Below are 18,837 nucleotides of genomic sequence, written 5' to 3'. Positions count from 1 at the left end.
TTCGCCGGCCGGAGCGGGAGTGACCGCTCCGACCGATCGGGTTCAGAAGCGGAACGTCGCGCCGCCGCCGAACCATTGCGGCCGGCCCCACACGTCGGTCGCCAGCAGCGAGACCGAGAGGTCGAACGAATAGGTGCGATAGACCGTGTCGCCGATGTTCTTGGCGAACGCCTCGAGCTCGAGCTTGCCGTTCTGGCTCGTCCAGGAAACGCTCGCATTGGCGACGGTATAGCCCGGCTCATAATGATAGGGGCTGTTGTACGCGTCGAAATATTGCGAGCTGCGGCGAGTCACGTCGCCGCCGATCCGGATGCTGCCGCTGCCGCCGAGGTCGACGGTATAGGCGGCGAGGCCGGTCACGGTCCATTTGGGCGAGAGCGGCATCCGCGTGTCGACCACCGCGCCGCCCGACGGCAGGTTGACGTCCTTCAGCGTCGCATCGAGATAGGAGACCAGGAGGCCCAGCTCGAGGCCCTTCACCGGCCGCGCATGCGCCTCCAGCTCGGCGCCGTACACGGTGGCATCGCGGTTGAAGGTGGTCGCCGTGCCCAGGGTCCCGTCATATTGGAACGCCTGCGAGTCCTTGTAATCATAATAGAATGCCGACACGTCGACCGAGACCAGGTCGCCGAACCGCTGCTTCACCCCGGCTTCGTAGCTGGTCAGCTGCTCGGGCTTCACCGGGATCGCGTTGAAGGCGATCGCGGTATAGCCGACGTTGAACGTCCCGCCCTTGTAGCTGCGCGCCACGCCGGCATAGAGGAGGGTATCGGCGACCGGCTTGTAGCTCACCCGCGCGTTGAAGCTGACGTTGTCGTCGTCCTGCTTCGCCAGCGCGCCCGCCGTGGTCTCGTTGAACACCACCCCGAACTCGCCGTTGGTCAGCGCGTACTTCTTCTTCTCCTTGCTGTAGCGCAGGCCGCCGGTCAGCGTCACGTCGCCCAGCGACCAGTCCGCATTGGCGAACAGCGCATAGGAGTCGGTCTTGAGATCATAGGTCACGTTGGGCCTGAAGCCGATGACCGGGCCGCGATAGCGCTTCTGGTAGCCGTAGACGTGATAGTTCAGATAATAGCCGCCGACGATCCAGGTGACCGGACCGCTTTCGCCCTGCGCACGCAGCTCCTGGCTGAACTGCTTGCCGCGCGGATGCGCCTCGGTGCCGCGGATGTCGAACGGCGAGGAATCGCTGTCCGACGCCTGGTCCTTCTTGCTCCACTCATAGCCGGTGACCGAGATGAGCGAGACGTCGCCCGCCTTGTATTCCAGCCTGCCGGTGGCAGTGAGCTGCTCGCTCTTCAGATAGGCGTCGCGATCCGAATTGGTGAAGCGCGGGTCGTCGCGGACGGGCTGGCGGTAGCCGAACGAGTCGGTCGCCGCCGGATTGGGATTGGCCACCGCCAGGCCCTGCGCGTTCACCGCCACCACCGAATGGCCGAACAGGTTGCCCGCGTCATTGTCGTTCTTGTAATATTGCACGGTGGCCAGCGCGCTGAACGAGTCCGTCGGCTCGATCAGCAGCTGGCCGCGCACCGCCGTGGTGTCGAGCGCGTTGCCGTCCGGCCGGCCGGGATAGATATTCTCCAGCCAGCCGTCGTGCTCGTGATGGACCGCCGAGATACGGGCGGAGATGCCGTTGGCGATCGGCCCGCCGACCGCGCCCTCCACCTTGATCTCGTTGTAGCTGCCGTATTGGGCGGTGACATAGCCGTCGAGCGTGTCGCCCGGCTTCTTCGTCACGAACTTGATCAGGCCGCCCGTGGCGTTGCGGCCGTAGAGCGTGCCCTGCGGCCCGCGCAGCACCTCGACCCGGTCGAGATCGAAGGTCTGCCCGTCGAGGCCCATCAGATTGGCCTTGTAGAAATCGTCGATGTAGACGGCGGACGGGCTCTCGTTGGTGTCGGCGAAGTCGCGCATCGACACGCCGCGCAGCGAGATGAACGGGAAGTCGCCGTCGCCGGTGTTCTGCCCGATCGCCAGGCCCGGCACGTAATTGGCGAGATCGAGCGTGCTGTTGACGCCGCGCCGGTCGAGCTCGGCGCCGCTCATCGCGGTCATGCTGATCGGCACGTCGGACGCCAGCTGCTCGCGCTTCTGCGCGGTCACGACGATCTCGGTGTCGGACGCGGCGTCGCTCGCCTGCGCGAGCGCCACGGCGGGAAGGAAGCTGGCGCCGGTCAGGAAAACGGCGGCCGTGAACTGGATCATTCTCATGATAACCCCCCTAGCTCCTAGTCTAGCCCTCCCCCGCCCGGCACCCGTTGCCGCCGCAGGCCACCCTCTCCTCAGCGCACGTTGATCTCGTGCATTATCACTGATAGTGATCACACTTTGTGATAAAGTCAACGCCGCGCGATGCGACCTTCGTACGAGGACGGCGAAGAGGGTGGAAGCGATGATCACCGCGGAAGAGAATGAACGTCTGACCCGGGTGGGACCGGGCACGCCCGGCGGCGAGGTGCTGCGCCGCTACTGGCAGCCGGCGGCGCTGGCGGAGGAGCTGGACGCGCATCCGGTGGTACCGGTCACGCTGCTCGGGGAGCGGCTCGTCCTGTTCCGGGACGACGCCGGCGACCTGGGGCTGGTCCAGCGCAGCTGCCCTCACCGCGGCGTCGACCTGAGCTACGGCCGGTGCGAGGACGGCGGGCTGCGCTGCCCGTTCCACGGCTGGCTGTTCGACCGGCTCGGCCGCTGCCTCGAACGCCCGGCGGAGGCGGACGGCGCGGGCCTGGGCGACCGGCGGGTGGCGCGCGCCTATCCCTGCCTCGTGCGCGCCGGCATCGTCTGGGCCTATCTGGGGCCGGGCGATCCGCCGCGCTTTCCGCATCTCGACTGTTTCGAGGCGCCCGGCACGCACGGCTTCGCCTTCAAGGGGCTGTGGGAATGCAACTGGCTGCAGGCGCTGGAGGTGGGCATCGATCCCGCGCATGCCTCGTACCTCCACCGCTTCGAGACCGACGCGGCGGAGGCGCGCTACGGCGAGCAGTTCCGCGCCGCGGGCGCCGCCGAGACGACGATGCCGATGACCCGGCTGCTGCGCGAATACGCCCGGCCGCGCATCCAGGTCGAGCAGACGCCATATGGCCTGCGGCTGAAGGCGATCCGCGACGCAGGCGAACACGGCGTGCACGTGCGCGTCACCAACCAGATCTTCCCCAACGCCATCGCCATTCCGATGAGCCCGACGATGGGGATCACCCAGTGGCACGTGCCGGTCGACGACACCCGCTGCTATTGGTACTCGATCTTCACCAGCTATGCCGAGCCGGTCGACCAGGATCGCATGCGCGCGCAGCGGATCGCCGAATGCACCCTGCCCGACTATGCGCCGCGCCGGAACGCCGCCACGCGCTACGGCTTCGATGCCGAGGAGCAGCGGCTGGAGACCTACACGGGCATGGGCCAGGACATCAACGTCCACGACCAATGGGCGGTCGAATCGCCCGGCCCGATCGCCGACCGCACCCGCGAGCTGCTGGGCCGCACCGACATCGGCATCGTCACCTTCCGCCGCCTGTTCAAGGACGCGATGCGCGCGATCGAAGGGAATGAGGATGTTCCGTCCCCACCGCCGGGGGACGGAAGCGACGCGGCGGCGATCGACTGCCTGCTGCCGGCGGGGGCGGACGTCGAGGGCTGGCGCGAGCGGGCGGCAGCACGACGCGCGGCGGCGTGGACGGACGTGCCGGCATGAGCGGCTTCGTCGCGCGGCATGGGCTGTGGTCGGATGCGCAGCAGGCCGCGGCCGAGCGCCTGCGGAGGCGGGTCGCGGACGGCGGGATCGAGGCGATCCGCTTCGCCTTTCCCGACCAGCACGGCATCCTGCGCGGCAAGACGGTACTGGCGGGGCAGCTCGACTCCTTCCTGCGCGGCGGCTGCGCGATCACCTCGACGCTGTTGCTGAAGGACACGTCGCACCGCACCGTCGTTCCGCTCTGGACGCGCGAGGCGGCACCGCCGGAGAACCTGCGCGGCGGCAGCGACGTGGTGATGGTCGCCGATCCGGAGACCTTCCACCTGCTGCCCTGGGCGCCGGGGACGGCAGGCGTGCTGTGCGACCTCCATCATCCCGACGGGCGGCCGGTGGCGCTGGCGACGCGGCATGTCGCGCGTTCGGCGCTGGCGCGGCTGGCCGAGGCCGGGTTCGGCTATCTGGGCGGGCTCGAGGTCGAGCTGCACGTCTTCCGCCTCGTCGACGCGCGGCTGGCGACGGGCGCTGCGACCCAACCGGGGCCGGCCCCCTCGGTGGCGCTGATCGGGCACGGCTACCAATATCTGACCGACCAGCGGCTCGACCAATATGGTCCGGTGCTCGACATCGTCCGCGAGACCTGCGCGGGGCTGGCACTGCCGCTGCGCACGATGGAGCTCGAGTTCGGCCCCGGCCAGATCGAGCTCACCTTCGCGCCGCGCCCGGGGCTCGGCCTCGCCGACGACATGGTGCTGCTGCGCTCGGCGCTGAAGCAGGCGCTGCGGCGGCAGGGCTATCATGCGACCTTCATGTGCCGGCCGGCGCTCGACAATTGCTTCTCCAGCGGATGGCATCTGCACCAGTCGCTGTTTGGCGCGGACGGCGGCAACGCCTTCGCGCCCGGCGAAGGCGAGATGCTGTCGCCGGTCGCGCGCCGCTTCGCGGCCGGGCTGCTGGCGCATGCGCGCGACGGCTGCGTGCTGACCACGCCGACGGTCACCGGCTACAAGCGCTACCGCCCGCATTCGCTCGCACCCGACGGCATCGCCTGGGGGCGGGACAACCGCGCGGCGATGCTGCGGATCGTGCCCGGCACCGAGCCCGCGGCGGCGCATCTCGAGAACCGCGTCGGCGATCCGGCCGCCAACCCCTATCTCTACCTCGCCAGCCAGATACTCGCCGGCCTCGACGGCATCGCGCAGGCGATGGAGCCGCCGCCCGTCAGCGAGACGCCCTATGACGGCACGATCGAACGGCTCCCCGCCAGCCTTGCCGAAGCAGTCGCGCTGTTCCGCGCCTCGCCCTTCTGGCGCGCCGCGCTGGGCGAAGACTTCGTCGACTATTATGCGCGCATCAAGCAGGCCGAGGTCGACCGCTTCCACGCCCAGGTCACCGACTGGGAGCAGCGCGAATATTTCGACATCTTCTAGGGGCGGTTCCGTTGCGGTGGAACATTCACCGTTCGCCCTGAGCTTGTCGAAGGGCGCGCTTCCGCGGATTCCGCTCTCTGCTTGAAATGTAGGATTTCGCCTGCTTGGCTCGCGGGGCCGGTCATGCCGGCCGCTCTTTGACTCGGTCGATCCGCACTTGGCGAACCGCGCACTTCGCCCCCGGTCTGCGCGGCGGGAAACTTACGCGATAGTGTGACCTTCGTGTGACCTTCCACATGCTGGGACCACCCAGCCCGCGCCGATCGAGCCCCGGCTAGGGCTTTTTCGGCATCTCCGGGAAGCGAATGTCGCGCAGGTCCACGCCCGCCGGCCAGGGATAGGGCTCCTTGCCTTCGTCCACCGGCATCCACCCGGCCTCCTGCGCCCGCGAGACGCGCCCGTCGAGATATTCCTTCAGCTCGACGATCCGCCCGTCCTGCACGCGCCCGACCGCGAGCGTGCCGGTAACCGTCCGCTTGCCGCCGACCGGCGTGTTGGCGAACTGATATTCGGCGGCGAAGCGGTCGCCGTCGACCAGGATCCGGTGGATATAGACCTTCACGTCGCGATAGTCGGCCTTCCACTTGTCGAACACCGCCATCGCTCCCGCCGCGTCGGTGCGCCGGCCCGGAAAGGCGAAGACGAGCTTCGGGTCGGTCGTGGCGGCAAACTCGGTGCGGTCGCCGCTCTGCCAGCTCATCAGCGAGCGCGTCACCACCGCGCGCACGCTGCTCTCGTCAGCCGCGACCGGCGCGTCGCCGCGGCGCTTGGCCATATGGGTCAGATAGGCGATCAGGTCGTCCAGTTCTCCATCCGGCAGGATCTCCGGCGGGAACGGCCCCATCGGTGTGTTGGGGTTCGCACGGATCGACTGCGAGTTGCGGATCAGCCGGCGCAGGATGCCGGGCTGGAAATATTCGGTGGGGCTCATCGGGCTGTTGAGATCCGGTCCCATGCTGCCCGGGCCCTGGCCGTTGATCGTGTGGCACGTCAGGCAGTTCTTCTCGAACGAGGCATAGCCCCGCCGCACCGGATCGTCCGCCGCCAGCGCCGGATCGGGGAGGATCTTGGGGAAGCGCGCCGCGGTGGAGCGCGTGATCGCGACATGATCGATCAGATAGGGATATTGCTCGCGGCCGATGCCGGACAGCTCGGGATGGACCCAGAACAGATAATAGGGGCCGGCCGATTCGCTCTTGTTGCGCTGGTTCGGCCATTTGGCCTGCGGGTCCTCGACGGCGAGATAGGCGATCGCCTTGTCCGGGGCGGTGTTCTGCAGCAGCTCGGGGCGGAAGGTCGTGCCGAAGCCGTCGGTCGCCACGAACTGGACTTCGTCGCCCGGCTCGATCGCCACTTCCTTCAGCAGCGACGCCATCTTCACCGCCCGGAACGTCATCGTCTGGCGCGGATAGGCGCTGACGTCCTGGATGGTCAGCGTCTCCAGATCCTTGCGCGCCAGCAATTGCGCGGTGGTGAAGACAGTCTCGCCGGTGTCGCTGCGGATCGCGAGCTGCGGCGCGGCGGCGGCCTGTTCCTCGGCGCTCTGCACGGGGAACCCGGCGGACAACAGCGCCGGCTGGAGCAGGATGGCGGCGCCCAGGGCGGCGGCCGAGAGGACGAGGGGGTTCAGTCTCATTGCGCTGGTTCCGGCTGGACGAGGTAGAGGAGGATGAGCAGGTAGAGCATCGAGAAGCGCGCGGATTCGTTGAGCCCGTTCCACGTCGGCGACTGCCAGCTCAGGAACCACTCGCCTCCCAGGACGATGAAGCCGCCGAACCACAGCACGATGCCGAGCGTCAGCGCGAGGACTGCCGGGCCCTTCGCCGCCGCAAAGGCCATGGGATCGCCGCGGCGCCCGGCCAGCCGCGCCACCGCCACCCATCCGAGCAGCGCGATTCCCGCCTCCACCAGGATGATCAGCCCATAGGCGGCATGCGTCGCCGCCACCGAATCGATGTGCCGCCACATCCCCGAATTGCCGGGGAAGGTGGTGTCCATGCTCAGCACATGGTGGACGTAGTTGAAGTTCGACCCATAGTCGGTGACGTTGTTGAACACGACCAGGGTCGCGAAGAACGCCGCGGTGGCGACCAGCGCGGTCTTCGAGAGCCGGACGGCGGCACTAGCAGGCATGGCAGGTCTCCTGGGCAGGCGCGGACGGGAGCGGACGACCCCCGCGAAGGACGGTGCGGCCGGCCGGCCGCGTCGCGAGGGCTTCGGCGAAGCTGGCGGCGGGGACCAGCACCAGATCGGCGGGATCGCCGGCCGACAGCGTGGCGCGCCCGTCGCAGATGCCCGCGACCAGCGCGGCCTCGTCGGCGAGCGGCACCCCGGTCATGGCCATCGCCGCCACGTCGAGCAGGTCGCCGTCGCCGAGCGGGTAAAAGGGGTCGCGCACATTGTCGCTTGCGAAGCGCAGCGGCACGCCCGCCGCAAGCAGCTCCGCCACGCAGGTGATCCCGCGCCGCGCCGCCGCGCCGCCGGCACGGTCCTGCAGGAACAGGTTGGTGGCCGGAAGCGCGATCACCGTGACGCCGGCGGCGAGGAAGGCGTCGATCGCGCGGCTGCGCTCGGGCGCCTCGAGCGCACCGACCGCGCAGGCATGGCTGATCGTGACATCGGGAAGCGCGCGGGCGGACACCGCCTCGGCGAAGCGCCGGCTATGGCTCCGGCCTGGGTCGAGATGCTCGTCCAGATGCACGTCGACGCCGACGTCGAGCTCGCCCGCCAGGTCGAGCAGCGCGTCGATCGCCCGTCCGGCATCCACGACGAAATCGAGCGCGGCGCCGATCATCGTCGCCCCTTGCGCCACCGCGTCGCGCAGCATCGCCTGCTCCTCGGCGCCCGCCGGATCGCCGCGCGCGGTCACGAACGCGACCACCTCGACCGCGGCGTCGACCGCCTCGCGCGCCTGCAGCGACCCGAGCACCGCGTCGAGCCCGACACGCGCGTCGACATCGGCATGGGTGCGCATCCGCGTCGTGCCATGGCCGCGCGCGCGGCCGTAGAGCCGGGCGGCATGCCGCGCATAATCGGCCGGGCCATAGTCGGCGAGCCGCGCCTGCACCTGCTTCACCGCCTCGCCGAGTCCCGCCACCGGCGGCCCGGCGCCGAGGAACGCGCGGCAGGCGTGCAAATGAAGATCGGCGAGCGGCGGCAGGCAGAGCGTGCGCGCCGCCACGCCGCTTGGCGCGATCGCGGCGATGCGGCCGCCGTCGAGGATCAGGTCGAACACGCCCTGCCCCGCGCCGATCACCGCCCCCTCGATCCGCAGGCTGCCGTCGTGTCGCTCGATCACCGGGCCATCATCCTCACCCGCTCAGCCCGCGTCCAACGGAATCGAGACGGTCTTGGTCACCATCGCCTGCAGCAGCCCCTCGATCGCCCCCTCGCGCCCGTTGCCGGACGCGCCGATGCCGCCGAATGGTACCTGGGGCGAGACGATCTGGGTGCTGTTGACCGCGACCAGCCCGGTGCGGAGCTGCGCCGCGATCCTGCCGGCACGCGCGTCATCGGCGCTGAACACATAGGCGGCCAGCCCATAGTCGGTGGTATTCGCCTGCGCGACTGCCTCGACCTCGTCGGCGAAGCGCAGGATCGGCGTCACCGGCCCGAACGGCTCCTCGGACAGGATCGCCGCATCGGAAGGCACGTCCCCAAGGACGGTGGGCGGGTAGAACCAGCCCGGTCCTTCGAGCGCGGCGGCGCCCGTCACCAGCCGCGCGCCCTTGCCCAGCGCATCGTCCACCAGCCGCTGCATCGCCGCCACCCGGCGCGGCGTCGCGAGCGGGCCCATGTCGGTCGCGGGATCGGCGCCGGGCCCGATCCGCAGCGCCGCGGCCTCCGCCGCATAGGCCGCCACGAAGCGATCGTGGATCGCATCGGCGACGAAGAAGCGCGTCGGCGCCATGCACGACTGGCCGGCATTCGCATGCCGCGCCCGTGCGAGCGCCGCCGCCGTCGCGCCGACGTCCACGTCCTCGCAGACGATCACCGGCGCGTGCCCGCCCAGCTCCATGCTGACCGGGATCAGCCGCTCGCCCGCCCTGGCCGACAGCAGCCGGCCGACCGCCGTCGACCCGGTGAACGACAGCTTCCGGATCACCGGCGAGGCGAGCATCGCGTCGGACACCGCCGCCGCGGGGCCATGGACGAGGTTGACCACCCCCGGCGGCAGCCCGGCGGCCACGCAGCACTCGACGATGCGCACGATCGTCTCCGGAGTCTCCTCGGCGGGCTTGAGCACCACCGAACAGCCGGCGGCGATCGCGATCGCGATCTTCCGCGCGGGCAGCAGCGCCGGCATGTTCCACGGCGACACCGCATAGATCGGTCCGACCGGTTCATGCGCGATCACGCGCCGCATCCCCGCCGCGGCATCGGCGACGCTGCGATCGGGAATCGCCAGCGCGAGCTCGGCCATCTCGAGGAAATAGCCGATCGTGCCGAGCAGCTCGCCCCTGGCCTGGGCGATCGGCTTGCCCTGCTCGGCGGTCAGCACCGCAGCGATCTCGTCCACCCGCTCGCGCAATTGCGCCGCGCTCGCCCGCAGCAGCGACGCGCGCGCTTCGGGAGAAACCGAACGCCACAGGTCGAACCCCCGGGACGCCGCGTCGAGCGCGCGGGCGAGGTCGCCGTCGCTTGCCTGGCAGAGCCGCGCGACGGCCGTGCCGGTGGCGGGATCGAGCACGTCGATCTCCGCGCCCCCGCTTCCCTCGCACCAGCGGCCATCGACGAACAGGCGAACCTTGCGCAACCCCGACCCCCTGGAACCGCCGCTTGACGCAGCGCAGCAAACCCATAGTGTGGTCACATATTGTGATCAAACTTGCAAGCGGGGGCAAGATGAAGGCATTCACCAAGGGCGACTGGGAAGGGTTCTTCGCGGTCAGCCTCGATGCGATGATGACGCTGATCGTGATGCAGGGGCTGCTGACCGGCTTCCTCGGCTTCCCGGGCGAGCTGGTGTTCGGCCGGATCATGCCGGCGGTCGCGGTGGGCCTGGTGATCGGCAACGGCTTCTACGCCTGGCAGGCGCTGCGGCTCGCCCGCGCCGAAGGCCGCGACGACGTGTGCGCGATCCCGTTCGGCGCGAGCATCATCACCGTGGTCGTCAACGTCTTCCTGGTGATGTACCCGGTCCAGCAGGGCGCGCTCGCTGCGGGCAATGCCAAGGAAGCTGCCGACCTGCTCGCCTGGCACGTCGGACTCTGGGCGTGCGTCGGCTCGGGGCTGGTCGAGTTCTGCGGCGCGTTCGTCGTCCACCATATCCGCCGGTTCACGCCGCGCATCGTGCTGCTGGTCAGCGTGGCGGGCACCGCGCTCGTGTTCCTCAGCCTCGATCTCGTCTTCCGCACCTTCGCCTATCCGGTGATCGGCTTCACGGCGCTGGCGCTGATCCTCACCTTCTTCTTCGGCAACCAGCGGCTGCGGCTGCCGATCCCGAGCGGCGCCGCGGTGCTGCTGGTCGGCACCGGGCTCGCCTGGCTGCTGCACGCGCTCGGGCTGCCGAGCGTCGTGCCGGGTGCGCCGGTCGACTTCGCGCACCTCGGCCTCAACCTGCCGCGCCTGGAAGCGGTCGCGGCGTGGGACTCGCTCGGGCTCGCCGCCGGCTACCTCCCGATCGTGCTTCCGTTCGGCTTCATCTTCCTGCTCTCGGGGCTCCAGAACATCGAATCGGCCGCCGCCGCGGGCGACAGCTATGCGCCGCGGCCGCTGCTCATGATGAACGGCATCGGCAGCCTCGCCGCCGCCGCCTTCGGGTCGCCCTTCCCCAATTCGGTCTATGTCGGCCATCCCGGCTACAAGCGCATGGGCGCGCGCGCCGGCTATTCGACGATGAGCGCGATCTTCTGGACCTTGGTATGCTTCACGGGATCGCTGACGCTGATCACCTACGCGATCCCCGTCGAGGCAGTGATGCCGATGATCATCTGGATCGGCATCGTCGTGTGCGCGCAGAGCTTCGAGGCGGCCGAGCGGCGCCACATGCCGGCGGTGGTGATGGGGCTGCTCCCCGCGCTCGCCGCCTATATCGCGCTGGCGGTCAAGCATGCGCTGACCGTCACCGGCATCGAGGCGCAGCGCAGCTTCTTCGACCAGGCGACCGTGGATGCCTTCGCGACGATGCGCGGCTTCCACGCCGACGGCATGTTCGCGCTGGCGCAGGGCTATATCTACACCGGCATGCTGCTGGCGGCGATCACCTTCTACGTGATCGAGAAGCGATTCCAGGCCGCCGCCGCCTGGGCCGCGGGCGGTGCGGCGCTGGCGGCGACCGGGTTCATCCACCGCACGGTGATCCGCGGCGGCGACGTGGTGGGTGTGCTGGAGCCGCCGTTCCTGGCGTGGAACCAGTGGGTCGCGGGCTATCTGCTGATGGCCGCGGTGTTCCTGATCGTCCCCCGCCTTTCGCGCACGCAGGAATGAGCCTCACCAGGCGGGGCGATTGACGATGCCGACGCGGTAGAGCGGGGCGGCTCGCTCGGCCGGATCCTGCTCGAACGCCTGCGCGGTGCGATCGGGATCATAGCCGCGCCACAGCCAGGCCAGCGCCTCGGGCAGGTCCAGCCCCTGCTGCGCCATGTTGTGATAGCCCTGGCCGTAGCGGAAGTGGAAGTCGTAGCCGCGCGTCTTCAGCGCCTGCGCCATCGCGATATTGGCCAGCGGCCAGCTCCCCGCCAGGTACATGTCGCGCCGGCCGTCCTCGGCGACGTCGATGCCGTTCATGCTCTCGGACAGCCAGACGCGCAGGTTCCGGCGCGGCTCGCGCCGGACGAGATAGGGGAACAGGAAGCCGCCCGTCGGCCCGTCCTCGGGCTGGAGCCCCAGCGCGGTGAAGCCGGCGATGCTGGGCATCACTCGGCTGAACAGGTCCGGGCGATACCAGCCGAGCTTGAAGCAGGCCGTTCCGCCCGAGGACTGGCCGGCGACCGCATGCGAATAGCCGTCGGGGCGCAGCTTCACCTCGCGGCCGACCTGCGGCAGCACCTCCTCGGCGATATGGCGGGCGAACAGGTCCGACACGGTGTCGTACTGCAGGCTGCGCATCGCCGATCCAGGGTCCTCGTCGGGATATTGCTTCGGCTGCGGCGGGCCGCCGCGCCCGGGGTTGATCAGGACGTGAACCATCGGCGGGATGCGGCCGTCGTGCACCAGATTGTCGGTGACCACCTGCATCCGCAAGCCCCGCCAGTCGCGATTGCCGACATGCATGCCGCCGTCGAGCCACAGCATCAGCGGCGCCCCGCGCACGCCGTCGACGCCCGGATTGACGTAGAGCCAATAGTCGGACTGCGCACCGCCGTAGAGCGCGCTCGTGATCGTCCGCTGCTCCGACATCGTCCCGCGCGGCACGTCCAGCCGCGGGTAGCTGGCGGGCGTGTAGCCGGCGACCGTGTAGCAATCGAGCTCACGCTCGCCGTCGTAGAAGCTGAAATTGTGCGTCGCGCCCAGCCTGATCCGCTCGACCCGATACCAATAGGGCGTGCCGGTCACGGCCTTCATCGGCCGCGCGCTGCCTTCGTCGATCCGGATGGTCACCGGACGAGGATGGGCGGTGAGGAACACGCAATGCTCGCCCCACACCACCGCCGCGTCGTTGTTGGAAGGGTTACCCCAGCCGATCGCGCCGCTCGCCGATCCCGCTACCTTCGCCAGCGGCTCGCGCCGGGCTGGCAGCGAGGCGAGGCGGGGACAAAGCGCGGCGATCAGCGGCCCCAGGTCGGGCGATCCCGCGCGCGCCGCGGCGACCAGCGCGCGATGCGACTCGATATCGGTGGTCAAGGGATCGGGAACGGCTTCGGCGCGACCGACGCCGTACAGGCCCGGAACCGCGCTGCCGACGCTGGCCGCGCAGGCAGCGCCGAGCACGCTTCTTCTGGAAATGCGATTCATCGATTTCTCCCCCGGCAGGCGTAGCCGCGGGCGAACCCGTTTCCAAGCGACGCGGGGCCAAGTTCCTTCACGCCGGGCATGCCGGCCACCGGAAATGCAGAATATTGACCGACGTGGCGGTTTCTCTTAGCGCTTTTTTCCTGGTGGCGAGGGTGATCGGGACATGAACGACGTTTTGAAGGCTGCGCAATCTTCCGAAAACGAATGCCTTGCGCGTAAGCCATGGTCGGCGCCGCGGGTGATCGAGAGCGAAGTGCGCGATACCGAAAACGGCCCCGCGGCCAATAGCGAGACCGGGGTCCCGGGATCCGCTTCCTAGCTCCTGACGAATTATTCTGCGCGTCCCTGTGTTTTCCGCGGCGAAGCGATCGACCATAGGGAGCGCGCAGCGTTGGCATCGAGTGCTGAATGGATGGACGCGAGTCCGCGCGAGGCTTCGTTTGCCGGGCTGGTGATTCATCAAGGCGCGCCGGTTTCGCGCCGGAACGAAGAGCTCCTGGTTCGCGCGCTGGGCAGAGGCAACCGCGGCATTCAGATGCAGCGTTGTCAGCAGGCGGTATTCGTACAGGCGGGGGTACGCGTCGCGCATCGGGGAGCGCCGTTCGTTGCCTCGTCCCGGCTCGACGACCGCCCCTGGATGTCCGAACGGGCCGGCGGTGATAACGAGTATATCCGCGACCAGTTCGAGGCGCGAGGCGATGCCGGTATTGCCGACCTCCTTGGCGCCTTTGCCTTCGCTCATTGGGACGAACCCCGCCGCACGCTGACCCTGGCGCGCGACTGCCTCGGCCAGCGCGCGCTCTTCTTTCATGTCGGACAAGGCTTCGTTGCCTTCGCCTCGCATCTGGCGACGCTGCTGGCGCTTCCGGACGTGCCGCGCGAACTCGACGAGCGCCTGCTGGCCAATTTCCTGGCCCTCAATCACCGCGAACGCGAAGCCACATTCTATCGCGGCATCTGTCGGGTGCCGTCGCGTACGGTCGTGCGCATCACGGACAAGGGCGTCGTTCAACGGCATTATTGGAACCCCGATTTCGAGGCAAAATCGCCCTGCTCGACGGAAGCCGATTATATTGCGCGTGCCCGCGAATTGTTCGACCGCGCCACGGCCAGAACCTTACGCGAAACGCCGCGCGTCGCGATTCGCCTCAGCGGCGGGCTGGATTCCAGCGCCATCGCGGCCACGGCCGCGCGCCTTGGCGGCTGCGAAGTCGCTTGTTACACAGGCGTTCCCCCTGCGGATCTGGACGTGCAGCCGCGGCCCGGCTGGTACCTCGACGAGCGCGGCAAGGTGGAGGCGTTGGCGCGGCTTTACCCCACGCTGAACATAAACTTCATCGAGCCCCATGGCGCGCATCGCCGCCAAAGCGACCCCACGCGCTTTTTCGCGGATGTTCCCGTCGCCAGCCGCAACGTGTCCAATCTCGGCTGGTTCGCTCAAATCGACGACGCGCTCGCCGCACACGGGCATCGTGTCGGCTTCAATGGCAGCTTGGGAAATATGACCTTGAGCTGGGACGGAAGGTTTTCCCTTGCCGTGCAGATGCAAAAGGGCCGTTTGCTCTCCCTGCTGGCGGACGCGCGCGCGATTGCGCGCAACACGAAGAACAGCGTTCCGCGCGTGCTGGCCGCCGAAGGCGTGATGCCCTTGCTGCCGCCGTTTCTGCAGCGAGCCATCGGACGGATGCGCGGTTTTGCCGAAGAAGACGTGAGCCCCTTTAGCCTGCTTCGCCGGGATGTCGTGGACGATCTCGATTTGCGCGGGCAATGGCGCGAGGACGGCTTCGATCCGCTTTATCGCAGCCGCGGCACCAGCGCCCGGCTGCGCGCCCACCAGATATTCGATCAGTCCCAATTTTCGCGCGACATCGTCGCGATGCGGTCTGCGACTGACGGACTCGAATGGCGCTCCGCCTATAACGACCGCGAACTCATCGAATTCTCCCTCGCCGTGCCGGAGACGCTCTTTCGTCGCAAGGGCATTCCGCGCTGGTTCGCCCGCCAAATCTTTGCCGACCGCCTGCCGCCCGAAATCCTGCACGAGACAAGGCGCGGCGCGCAGGCGCCCAACTGGTTCGAATCGCTCGACGCACGCAAGCCGATCATCGTCGCGGAAGTCGAGCGATTAGCATCCTCGCGTCTGGCCAGCCGCCTCATCGATCTGGAGCGGCTCAAGCGATTGGTCACCGAATGGCCGAGCGATGCCCGCGAGGCGCAGGCGCGCGAACTCGAATACCGCTTGGCGCTCGACCGCGCCGTACATCTCGGTCAGTTCATCCGCTGGGTCGAAGGCGGGAATGGCTAGGCCGTTTCGGAACCCTCATCACCATGCGCATGGGCAAATTCGTCCGCTCAGCCCGCCGAAACCGGCCGCGGGCGGACAAAGCCTGTCGCAATATCCGATTGTCCCACAGGCCGGTTGCATCAAGTTCCTTGTTCTTCGTATTGGCAGGCAAGGGTATTTCCGGGGCGGCACTTGAACTCTTACGTCATAGCTGGGCTGCCCGTGGCGAGCGAGATCGTCCTGCCGGGCCTGATCCCTGGGGAGATGGTCGGCGTCGCGCCGGCGGTTGCCATCACGTGCGGCTCGGTGCCGGCGAGCCTGGCAGATGCTAGCGCCACAGGTCCGACATGGCAGATCGCGGGCGACAGGTTTCTGCTCCACATTCCCGGCGTCGCCCGCTTTCTGTTGGTTGACGGGCGCGAAATCAAAGTTGAACTCGAAGATGACACGCCGGCGGAACAGGTAGCGATATTCCTGGTCGGAACGGTCTTCGGAATATTGCTCCATCAACGCGGTCAGATCGTGCTCCATGCCAGCGCAATTCGCGTCGGCGGAAAGGCCGTTCTTTTCTGCGGTCCATCCGGCGCCGGCAAATCGACCATCGCGGCGGCATTAGGCCAACTTGGATATCCGCTGGTCTCGGACGATCTTTGCGCAGTGATAGCCGACGCCAAAGACGGTCCCTTGGTGCAGCCGGACGGCCGCCAACTCAAACTATGGTCCCAGGCCATTGACCAGCTCGGCCTGTCGGAGCGCCGCGGTGGGGCCGTTCGCAACAAACTCGAGAAATTCTACGTCGAGCCTGGCGATGCCTTCGGCGAGGCGTTGCCGCTGGGCGCCCTCTATGCCTTGCGCGAGGCGCGTCCACCCCACGCGCCCGGCATCACGCGGCCGAATGTCGTCGATTGCACGTTACTGCTGCGGCGCAATGCGTACCGGCCCTTCCTGGTCAGGCGATTCGGGCAAAAGGACGAATATTTTCGTGCCGCGGCGGCCATGGCCAACAGCGCCGGCTTCTTCCATCTGACGCGCGCGCTCGATTTCGCGCAGATGCCCGAGGTTCTTGGCTGGCTGCGAGATCATTGGGAGAAACTCGGGCTCTTGGAACCCGTGGGTAGGTGATGCGGACCATCTGGCTCGCGTCCTATCCCAAATCCGGGAACACGTGGTTCCGGATGCTGGTGGCCAATCTCTTCGCGACGGAAGGCAAGGCGGTAGATATCAACAACCTGCCCGAACGCGGCGGCATCGCCAGCGCCCGCGGCCCCTTCGACCATCTCACCTTGATCGATTCCGGGTTGCTCACCCATGACGAGATCGATTGCCTGCGGCCGCGCGTCTATGAGGAACTGGCCGGCGGCGCTCAGGACGACGAATATGATCGGTTCGGGGAGGCACCCCCAATCCGTTTCGTGAAAGTACACGACGCGTACACCATGACGCCGCGAGGCGAGCCATTGCTGGCCGGCACACGCGGTGCAGACAGGGCCATCGTCATCGTACGCGATCCCCGCGACGTGGCGCCGTCTCAAGCCAATCACAATGGCTGCACGGTCGACGAAGCGATTTCGCTCCTGAACGACGACGACGCAGCCCAATGCGCCAAGCCGGGTCGGCAACATACGCAGCTTCGGCAAAAGCTCTGCGGCTGGAGCGGACACGTCGCGAGCTGGCTCGACCAGCAAGACATTCCCGTTCACCTCGTTCGGTATGAACACCTGCTGACCGATACCGCGGCCGTCTTTGCACGCGCGCTGGCGTTTGCCGACTTTCCCGTATCGGCGGGACAAATGACGCGGGCCATTGCATTGTCGGACTTCGCCGAACTCGACCGCCAGGAGCGAGAGAAGGGATTCGGCGAGGCCTCACGCGCAAAAGGGGGGCGCAAGTTCTTCCGCCGGGGCCAAGCCGGTGCATGGCGGGACGAGTTGACCGAAAGACAGGTCCGCGGCATCGAATCCGCGCATAGCGTGATGATGAAGCGGCTGGGCTATGAATTATCAACGGGCACAGGCGTGCGCATGCGCGGGTTAGAGGGATAGGCGATGATCGTTCGCAGGCAAGGCGATTGGATTACGGCGAAAGTGGGCGACGAACTCGTCATGATGAGCACCGAGAAGGGCAAATATATCGGTCTCAGCGACGTGGGTGCCTGTGTGTGGGCGTTGATCGAGGCGCCGCGCAGCGTGGACGAGGTTTGCGCGCAACTGGAGCGGGAGTTCGACGTGGCGCCGGATGTTTGCCGTGCCGACGTGGAGACGTTCCTCGAGGAATTGGTGAGGCACGGCGTCGCCACGCTCGATTCCATCGCGCCTTCGTGACCGTGCTGATCTGACATGGCCTGGGGGCCGTTGCTGGGCTTGCGGGTCGGGCTGAGATTTCGACAAAGGCCCCGGCGGGCAGCGCTTATGATCGCTTTTGGGAACCGCTCAATTGGCGATGAACGAAGTGAATCGAGGCGCCAAGCGGTCGAGGGGCGCGCGCTCGACACGATCATCTCTTGGTCCTGGCACCCGCGGGCCCCGCTGCCAATTGGCCTGCGCGTTCCAGAAATACCTTCAGGATCGGTGACTGATTGTCGGCACGATAGCCGATCGCCAGATCGATGGTAGGTGGGGTTCCCTTCAGTGGCCGGCTTACCACGGACCAGGGAAGCAGCGGCTCGACATAGGTGGGAAGCAGCGCCACGCCGCGCGTGGAAGCGACGAGCGAGATGCCCATGGCGAAATTGTCGATGCGGTGACTGGGCTGCAGATCGATGCCGTTGCGCCTGAGATAGTCATCGACCACCGCCCGCAGGACATGCGGCACATCGGAGAAGCCGACGAACGCCTCGCCTTCCAGATCGTGCGGATCCACCTCGGCCTCGCGGGCCAGCGGATGATCGCTCGAAAGTATGGCGACGAGCGGCTCCTGGGCGATCACCTGATAGGCGACGTCAGGCTTCGGCTCCACCCTGAGAAAGCCGAGATCGATCTCGCCGGTCTGCAGCGCCTCCGCCAGATCGGGCGAATAGAGGCTGGTGACCTTGAATTCGATCTTGGGCAGCTCGTTGCGCAGGATGTTGGTGACGTGCGGCAGCCAGTCGACCTCCTGCCCGGTGAGGAAGCCGACCGAGAAGATCGCCTTCGCAGGGCGCGCCGCGCGCCGCGCCGCCTGGATCGCCTCCGCGGCCTGGCCAAGTGCCAGCCGGGCATGGTCGAGAAAGGCGCGGCCCGCCGGCGTCAGCTCGATCCCGCGCGCGCCGCGCGTGAAGAGCTGCGCCCCCACTTCCCGTTCGAGATCGCGCAGCTGCCGGCTGAGCGACGGCTGGGCGGTGTGCAGCCGCTTCTCCGCCGCGACCGTCAGGCTTCCCTCCTCGGCCACGGCGACGAAATAGCGAAGGTGGCGAAGTTCCATGAGCGAGCCATGCCTTGGAGGTATCGCTTACGGACATACAAAGTCTTTTTCGGGCGCGCAACGAGGACCTAGATAGGCAGCATCGAAGCGCAGCTAGTGACCAGCGCATGGAAGGCCGAAGGGCATTTCCGTGAACG

Annotated in this window: 14 protein-coding genes; 7 read left to right on the top strand and 7 right to left on the bottom strand. The window is 67.9% G+C overall.

Annotation, left to right across the window (positions count from 1 at the left end; all coding sequences use genetic code 11):
• Window positions 1-42 precede the first annotated feature (42 nt).
• Window positions 43-2,208: a TonB-dependent receptor gene (locus J7495_RS02025; protein WP_294054394.1), complete on the bottom strand. Its 2,166-nt coding sequence runs from the start codon at window positions 2,206-2,208 to the stop codon at window positions 43-45.
• A 187-nt stretch (window positions 2,209-2,395) separates the two neighbouring features.
• Here J7495_RS02025 and J7495_RS02020 point away from each other — a divergent pair, with 187 nt between their 5' ends.
• Both J7495_RS02020 and J7495_RS02015 read left to right on the top strand, forming a co-directional pair.
• Complete coding sequence (locus tag J7495_RS02020) at window positions 2,396-3,694, top strand: Rieske 2Fe-2S domain-containing protein (RefSeq protein WP_294054393.1); 1,299 nt, start codon at window positions 2,396-2,398, stop codon at window positions 3,692-3,694.
• On the top strand, window positions 3,673-5,121 hold the full coding sequence (locus J7495_RS02015; protein ID WP_294054392.1) for a glutamine synthetase family protein: 1,449 nt from the start codon (window positions 3,673-3,675) through the stop codon (window positions 5,119-5,121). Before J7495_RS02020 ends, J7495_RS02015 begins: the two co-directional genes overlap by 22 nt.
• Before the next feature lie 274 nt (window positions 5,122-5,395).
• Here J7495_RS02015 and J7495_RS02010 read toward each other — a convergent pair whose 3' ends face one another.
• The 4 genes from J7495_RS02010 to J7495_RS01995 are packed head-to-tail and all read right to left on the bottom strand — an operon-like array spanning window position 5,396 to window position 9,877.
• Window positions 5,396-6,757 (bottom strand): c-type cytochrome, encoded by a 1,362-nt coding sequence (locus tag J7495_RS02010; RefSeq protein WP_294054391.1) that lies wholly within the window; start codon window positions 6,755-6,757, stop codon window positions 5,396-5,398.
• Window positions 6,754-7,254, bottom strand: coding sequence for a DUF2165 family protein (locus tag J7495_RS02005; protein ID WP_294054390.1), 501 nt, complete (start codon window positions 7,252-7,254; stop codon window positions 6,754-6,756). Before J7495_RS02005 ends, J7495_RS02010 begins: the two co-directional genes overlap by 4 nt.
• A complete protein-coding gene (locus J7495_RS02000) occupies window positions 7,244-8,419 on the bottom strand; it encodes a hypothetical protein (RefSeq protein ID WP_294054389.1) in 1,176 nt (391 codons plus the stop codon). Before J7495_RS02000 ends, J7495_RS02005 begins: the two co-directional genes overlap by 11 nt.
• A 21-nt stretch (window positions 8,420-8,440) precedes the next feature.
• Window positions 8,441-9,877 (bottom strand): aldehyde dehydrogenase family protein, encoded by a 1,437-nt coding sequence (locus J7495_RS01995; protein ID WP_294054388.1) that lies wholly within the window; start codon window positions 9,875-9,877, stop codon window positions 8,441-8,443.
• Between the two features lie 89 nt (window positions 9,878-9,966).
• On the opposite strand from J7495_RS01995, the gene J7495_RS01990 reads away from it, so the two are divergent.
• Window positions 9,967-11,550: a hypothetical protein gene (locus J7495_RS01990; RefSeq protein ID WP_294054387.1), complete on the top strand. Its 1,584-nt coding sequence runs from the start codon at window positions 9,967-9,969 to the stop codon at window positions 11,548-11,550.
• A 3-nt stretch (window positions 11,551-11,553) separates the two neighbouring features.
• Here J7495_RS01990 and J7495_RS01985 read toward each other — a convergent pair whose 3' ends face one another.
• A complete protein-coding gene (locus J7495_RS01985; protein WP_294054386.1) occupies window positions 11,554-13,017 on the bottom strand; it encodes an alpha/beta hydrolase-fold protein in 1,464 nt (487 codons plus the stop codon).
• 391 nt (window positions 13,018-13,408) lie between these two features.
• Between J7495_RS01985 and J7495_RS01980 the strand changes: the two genes are divergently transcribed.
• The 4 genes from J7495_RS01980 (at window position 13,409) to J7495_RS01965 (ending at window position 17,622) form a co-directional block, all read left to right on the top strand.
• Window positions 13,409-15,322, top strand: coding sequence for an asparagine synthetase B family protein (locus J7495_RS01980; RefSeq protein WP_294054385.1), 1,914 nt, complete (start codon window positions 13,409-13,411; stop codon window positions 15,320-15,322).
• Window positions 15,323-15,523: 201 nt separating this feature from the next.
• Window positions 15,524-16,423 (top strand): hypothetical protein, encoded by a 900-nt coding sequence (locus J7495_RS01975; protein ID WP_294054384.1) that lies wholly within the window; start codon window positions 15,524-15,526, stop codon window positions 16,421-16,423.
• Window positions 16,423-17,343: a sulfotransferase domain-containing protein gene (locus J7495_RS01970; protein WP_294054504.1), complete on the top strand. Its 921-nt coding sequence runs from the start codon at window positions 16,423-16,425 to the stop codon at window positions 17,341-17,343. The genes J7495_RS01975 and J7495_RS01970 overlap by 1 nt, the downstream gene beginning before the upstream one ends.
• Window positions 17,344-17,346: 3 nt before the next feature.
• Window positions 17,347-17,622 carry a PqqD family protein gene (locus J7495_RS01965; protein ID WP_294054383.1) on the top strand — a complete coding sequence of 92 codons (276 nt, stop codon included), beginning with the start codon at window positions 17,347-17,349 and terminating at the stop codon, window positions 17,620-17,622.
• A 172-nt stretch (window positions 17,623-17,794) separates the two neighbouring features.
• Here J7495_RS01965 and J7495_RS01960 read toward each other — a convergent pair whose 3' ends face one another.
• On the bottom strand, window positions 17,795-18,700 hold the full coding sequence (locus J7495_RS01960; protein WP_294054382.1) for a LysR family transcriptional regulator: 906 nt from the start codon (window positions 18,698-18,700) through the stop codon (window positions 17,795-17,797).
• Between the last annotated feature and the right edge of the window lie 137 nt (window positions 18,701-18,837).

Origin of the sequence: Sphingomonas sp., from assembly GCF_017745215.1 — a bacterium.
In the GTDB taxonomy this organism is placed as follows: domain Bacteria; phylum Pseudomonadota; class Alphaproteobacteria; order Sphingomonadales; family Sphingomonadaceae; genus Sphingomonas.
The sequence above is the reverse complement of the archived record's forward strand: the minus strand, read 5'-3'. Positions and strand labels throughout refer to the sequence as shown.

What these genes read in the sequence shown, in the direction of transcription:
- J7495_RS02025 (WP_294054394.1), bottom strand. Translation starts at nt 2,208, where the DNA reads ATGATCCAGTTCACGGCCGCCGTTTTCCTGACCGGCGCCAGCTTCCTT.
- J7495_RS02020 (WP_294054393.1), top strand. Translation starts at nt 2,396, where the DNA reads ATGATCACCGCGGAAGAGAATGAACGTCTGACCCGGGTGGGACCGGGC.
- J7495_RS02010 (WP_294054391.1), bottom strand. Translation starts at nt 6,757, where the DNA reads ATGAGACTGAACCCCCTCGTCCTCTCGGCCGCCGCCCTGGGCGCCGCC.
- J7495_RS02005 (WP_294054390.1), bottom strand. Translation starts at nt 7,254, where the DNA reads ATGCCTGCTAGTGCCGCCGTCCGGCTCTCGAAGACCGCGCTGGTCGCC.
- J7495_RS01990 (WP_294054387.1), top strand. Translation starts at nt 9,967, where the DNA reads ATGAAGGCATTCACCAAGGGCGACTGGGAAGGGTTCTTCGCGGTCAGC.
- J7495_RS01985 (WP_294054386.1), bottom strand. Translation starts at nt 13,017, where the DNA reads ATGAATCGCATTTCCAGAAGAAGCGTGCTCGGCGCTGCCTGCGCGGCC.
- J7495_RS01970 (WP_294054504.1), top strand. Translation starts at nt 16,423, where the DNA reads ATGCGGACCATCTGGCTCGCGTCCTATCCCAAATCCGGGAACACGTGG.
- J7495_RS01965 (WP_294054383.1), top strand. Translation starts at nt 17,347, where the DNA reads ATGATCGTTCGCAGGCAAGGCGATTGGATTACGGCGAAAGTGGGCGAC.
- J7495_RS01960 (WP_294054382.1), bottom strand. Translation starts at nt 18,700, where the DNA reads ATGGAACTTCGCCACCTTCGCTATTTCGTCGCCGTGGCCGAGGAGGGA.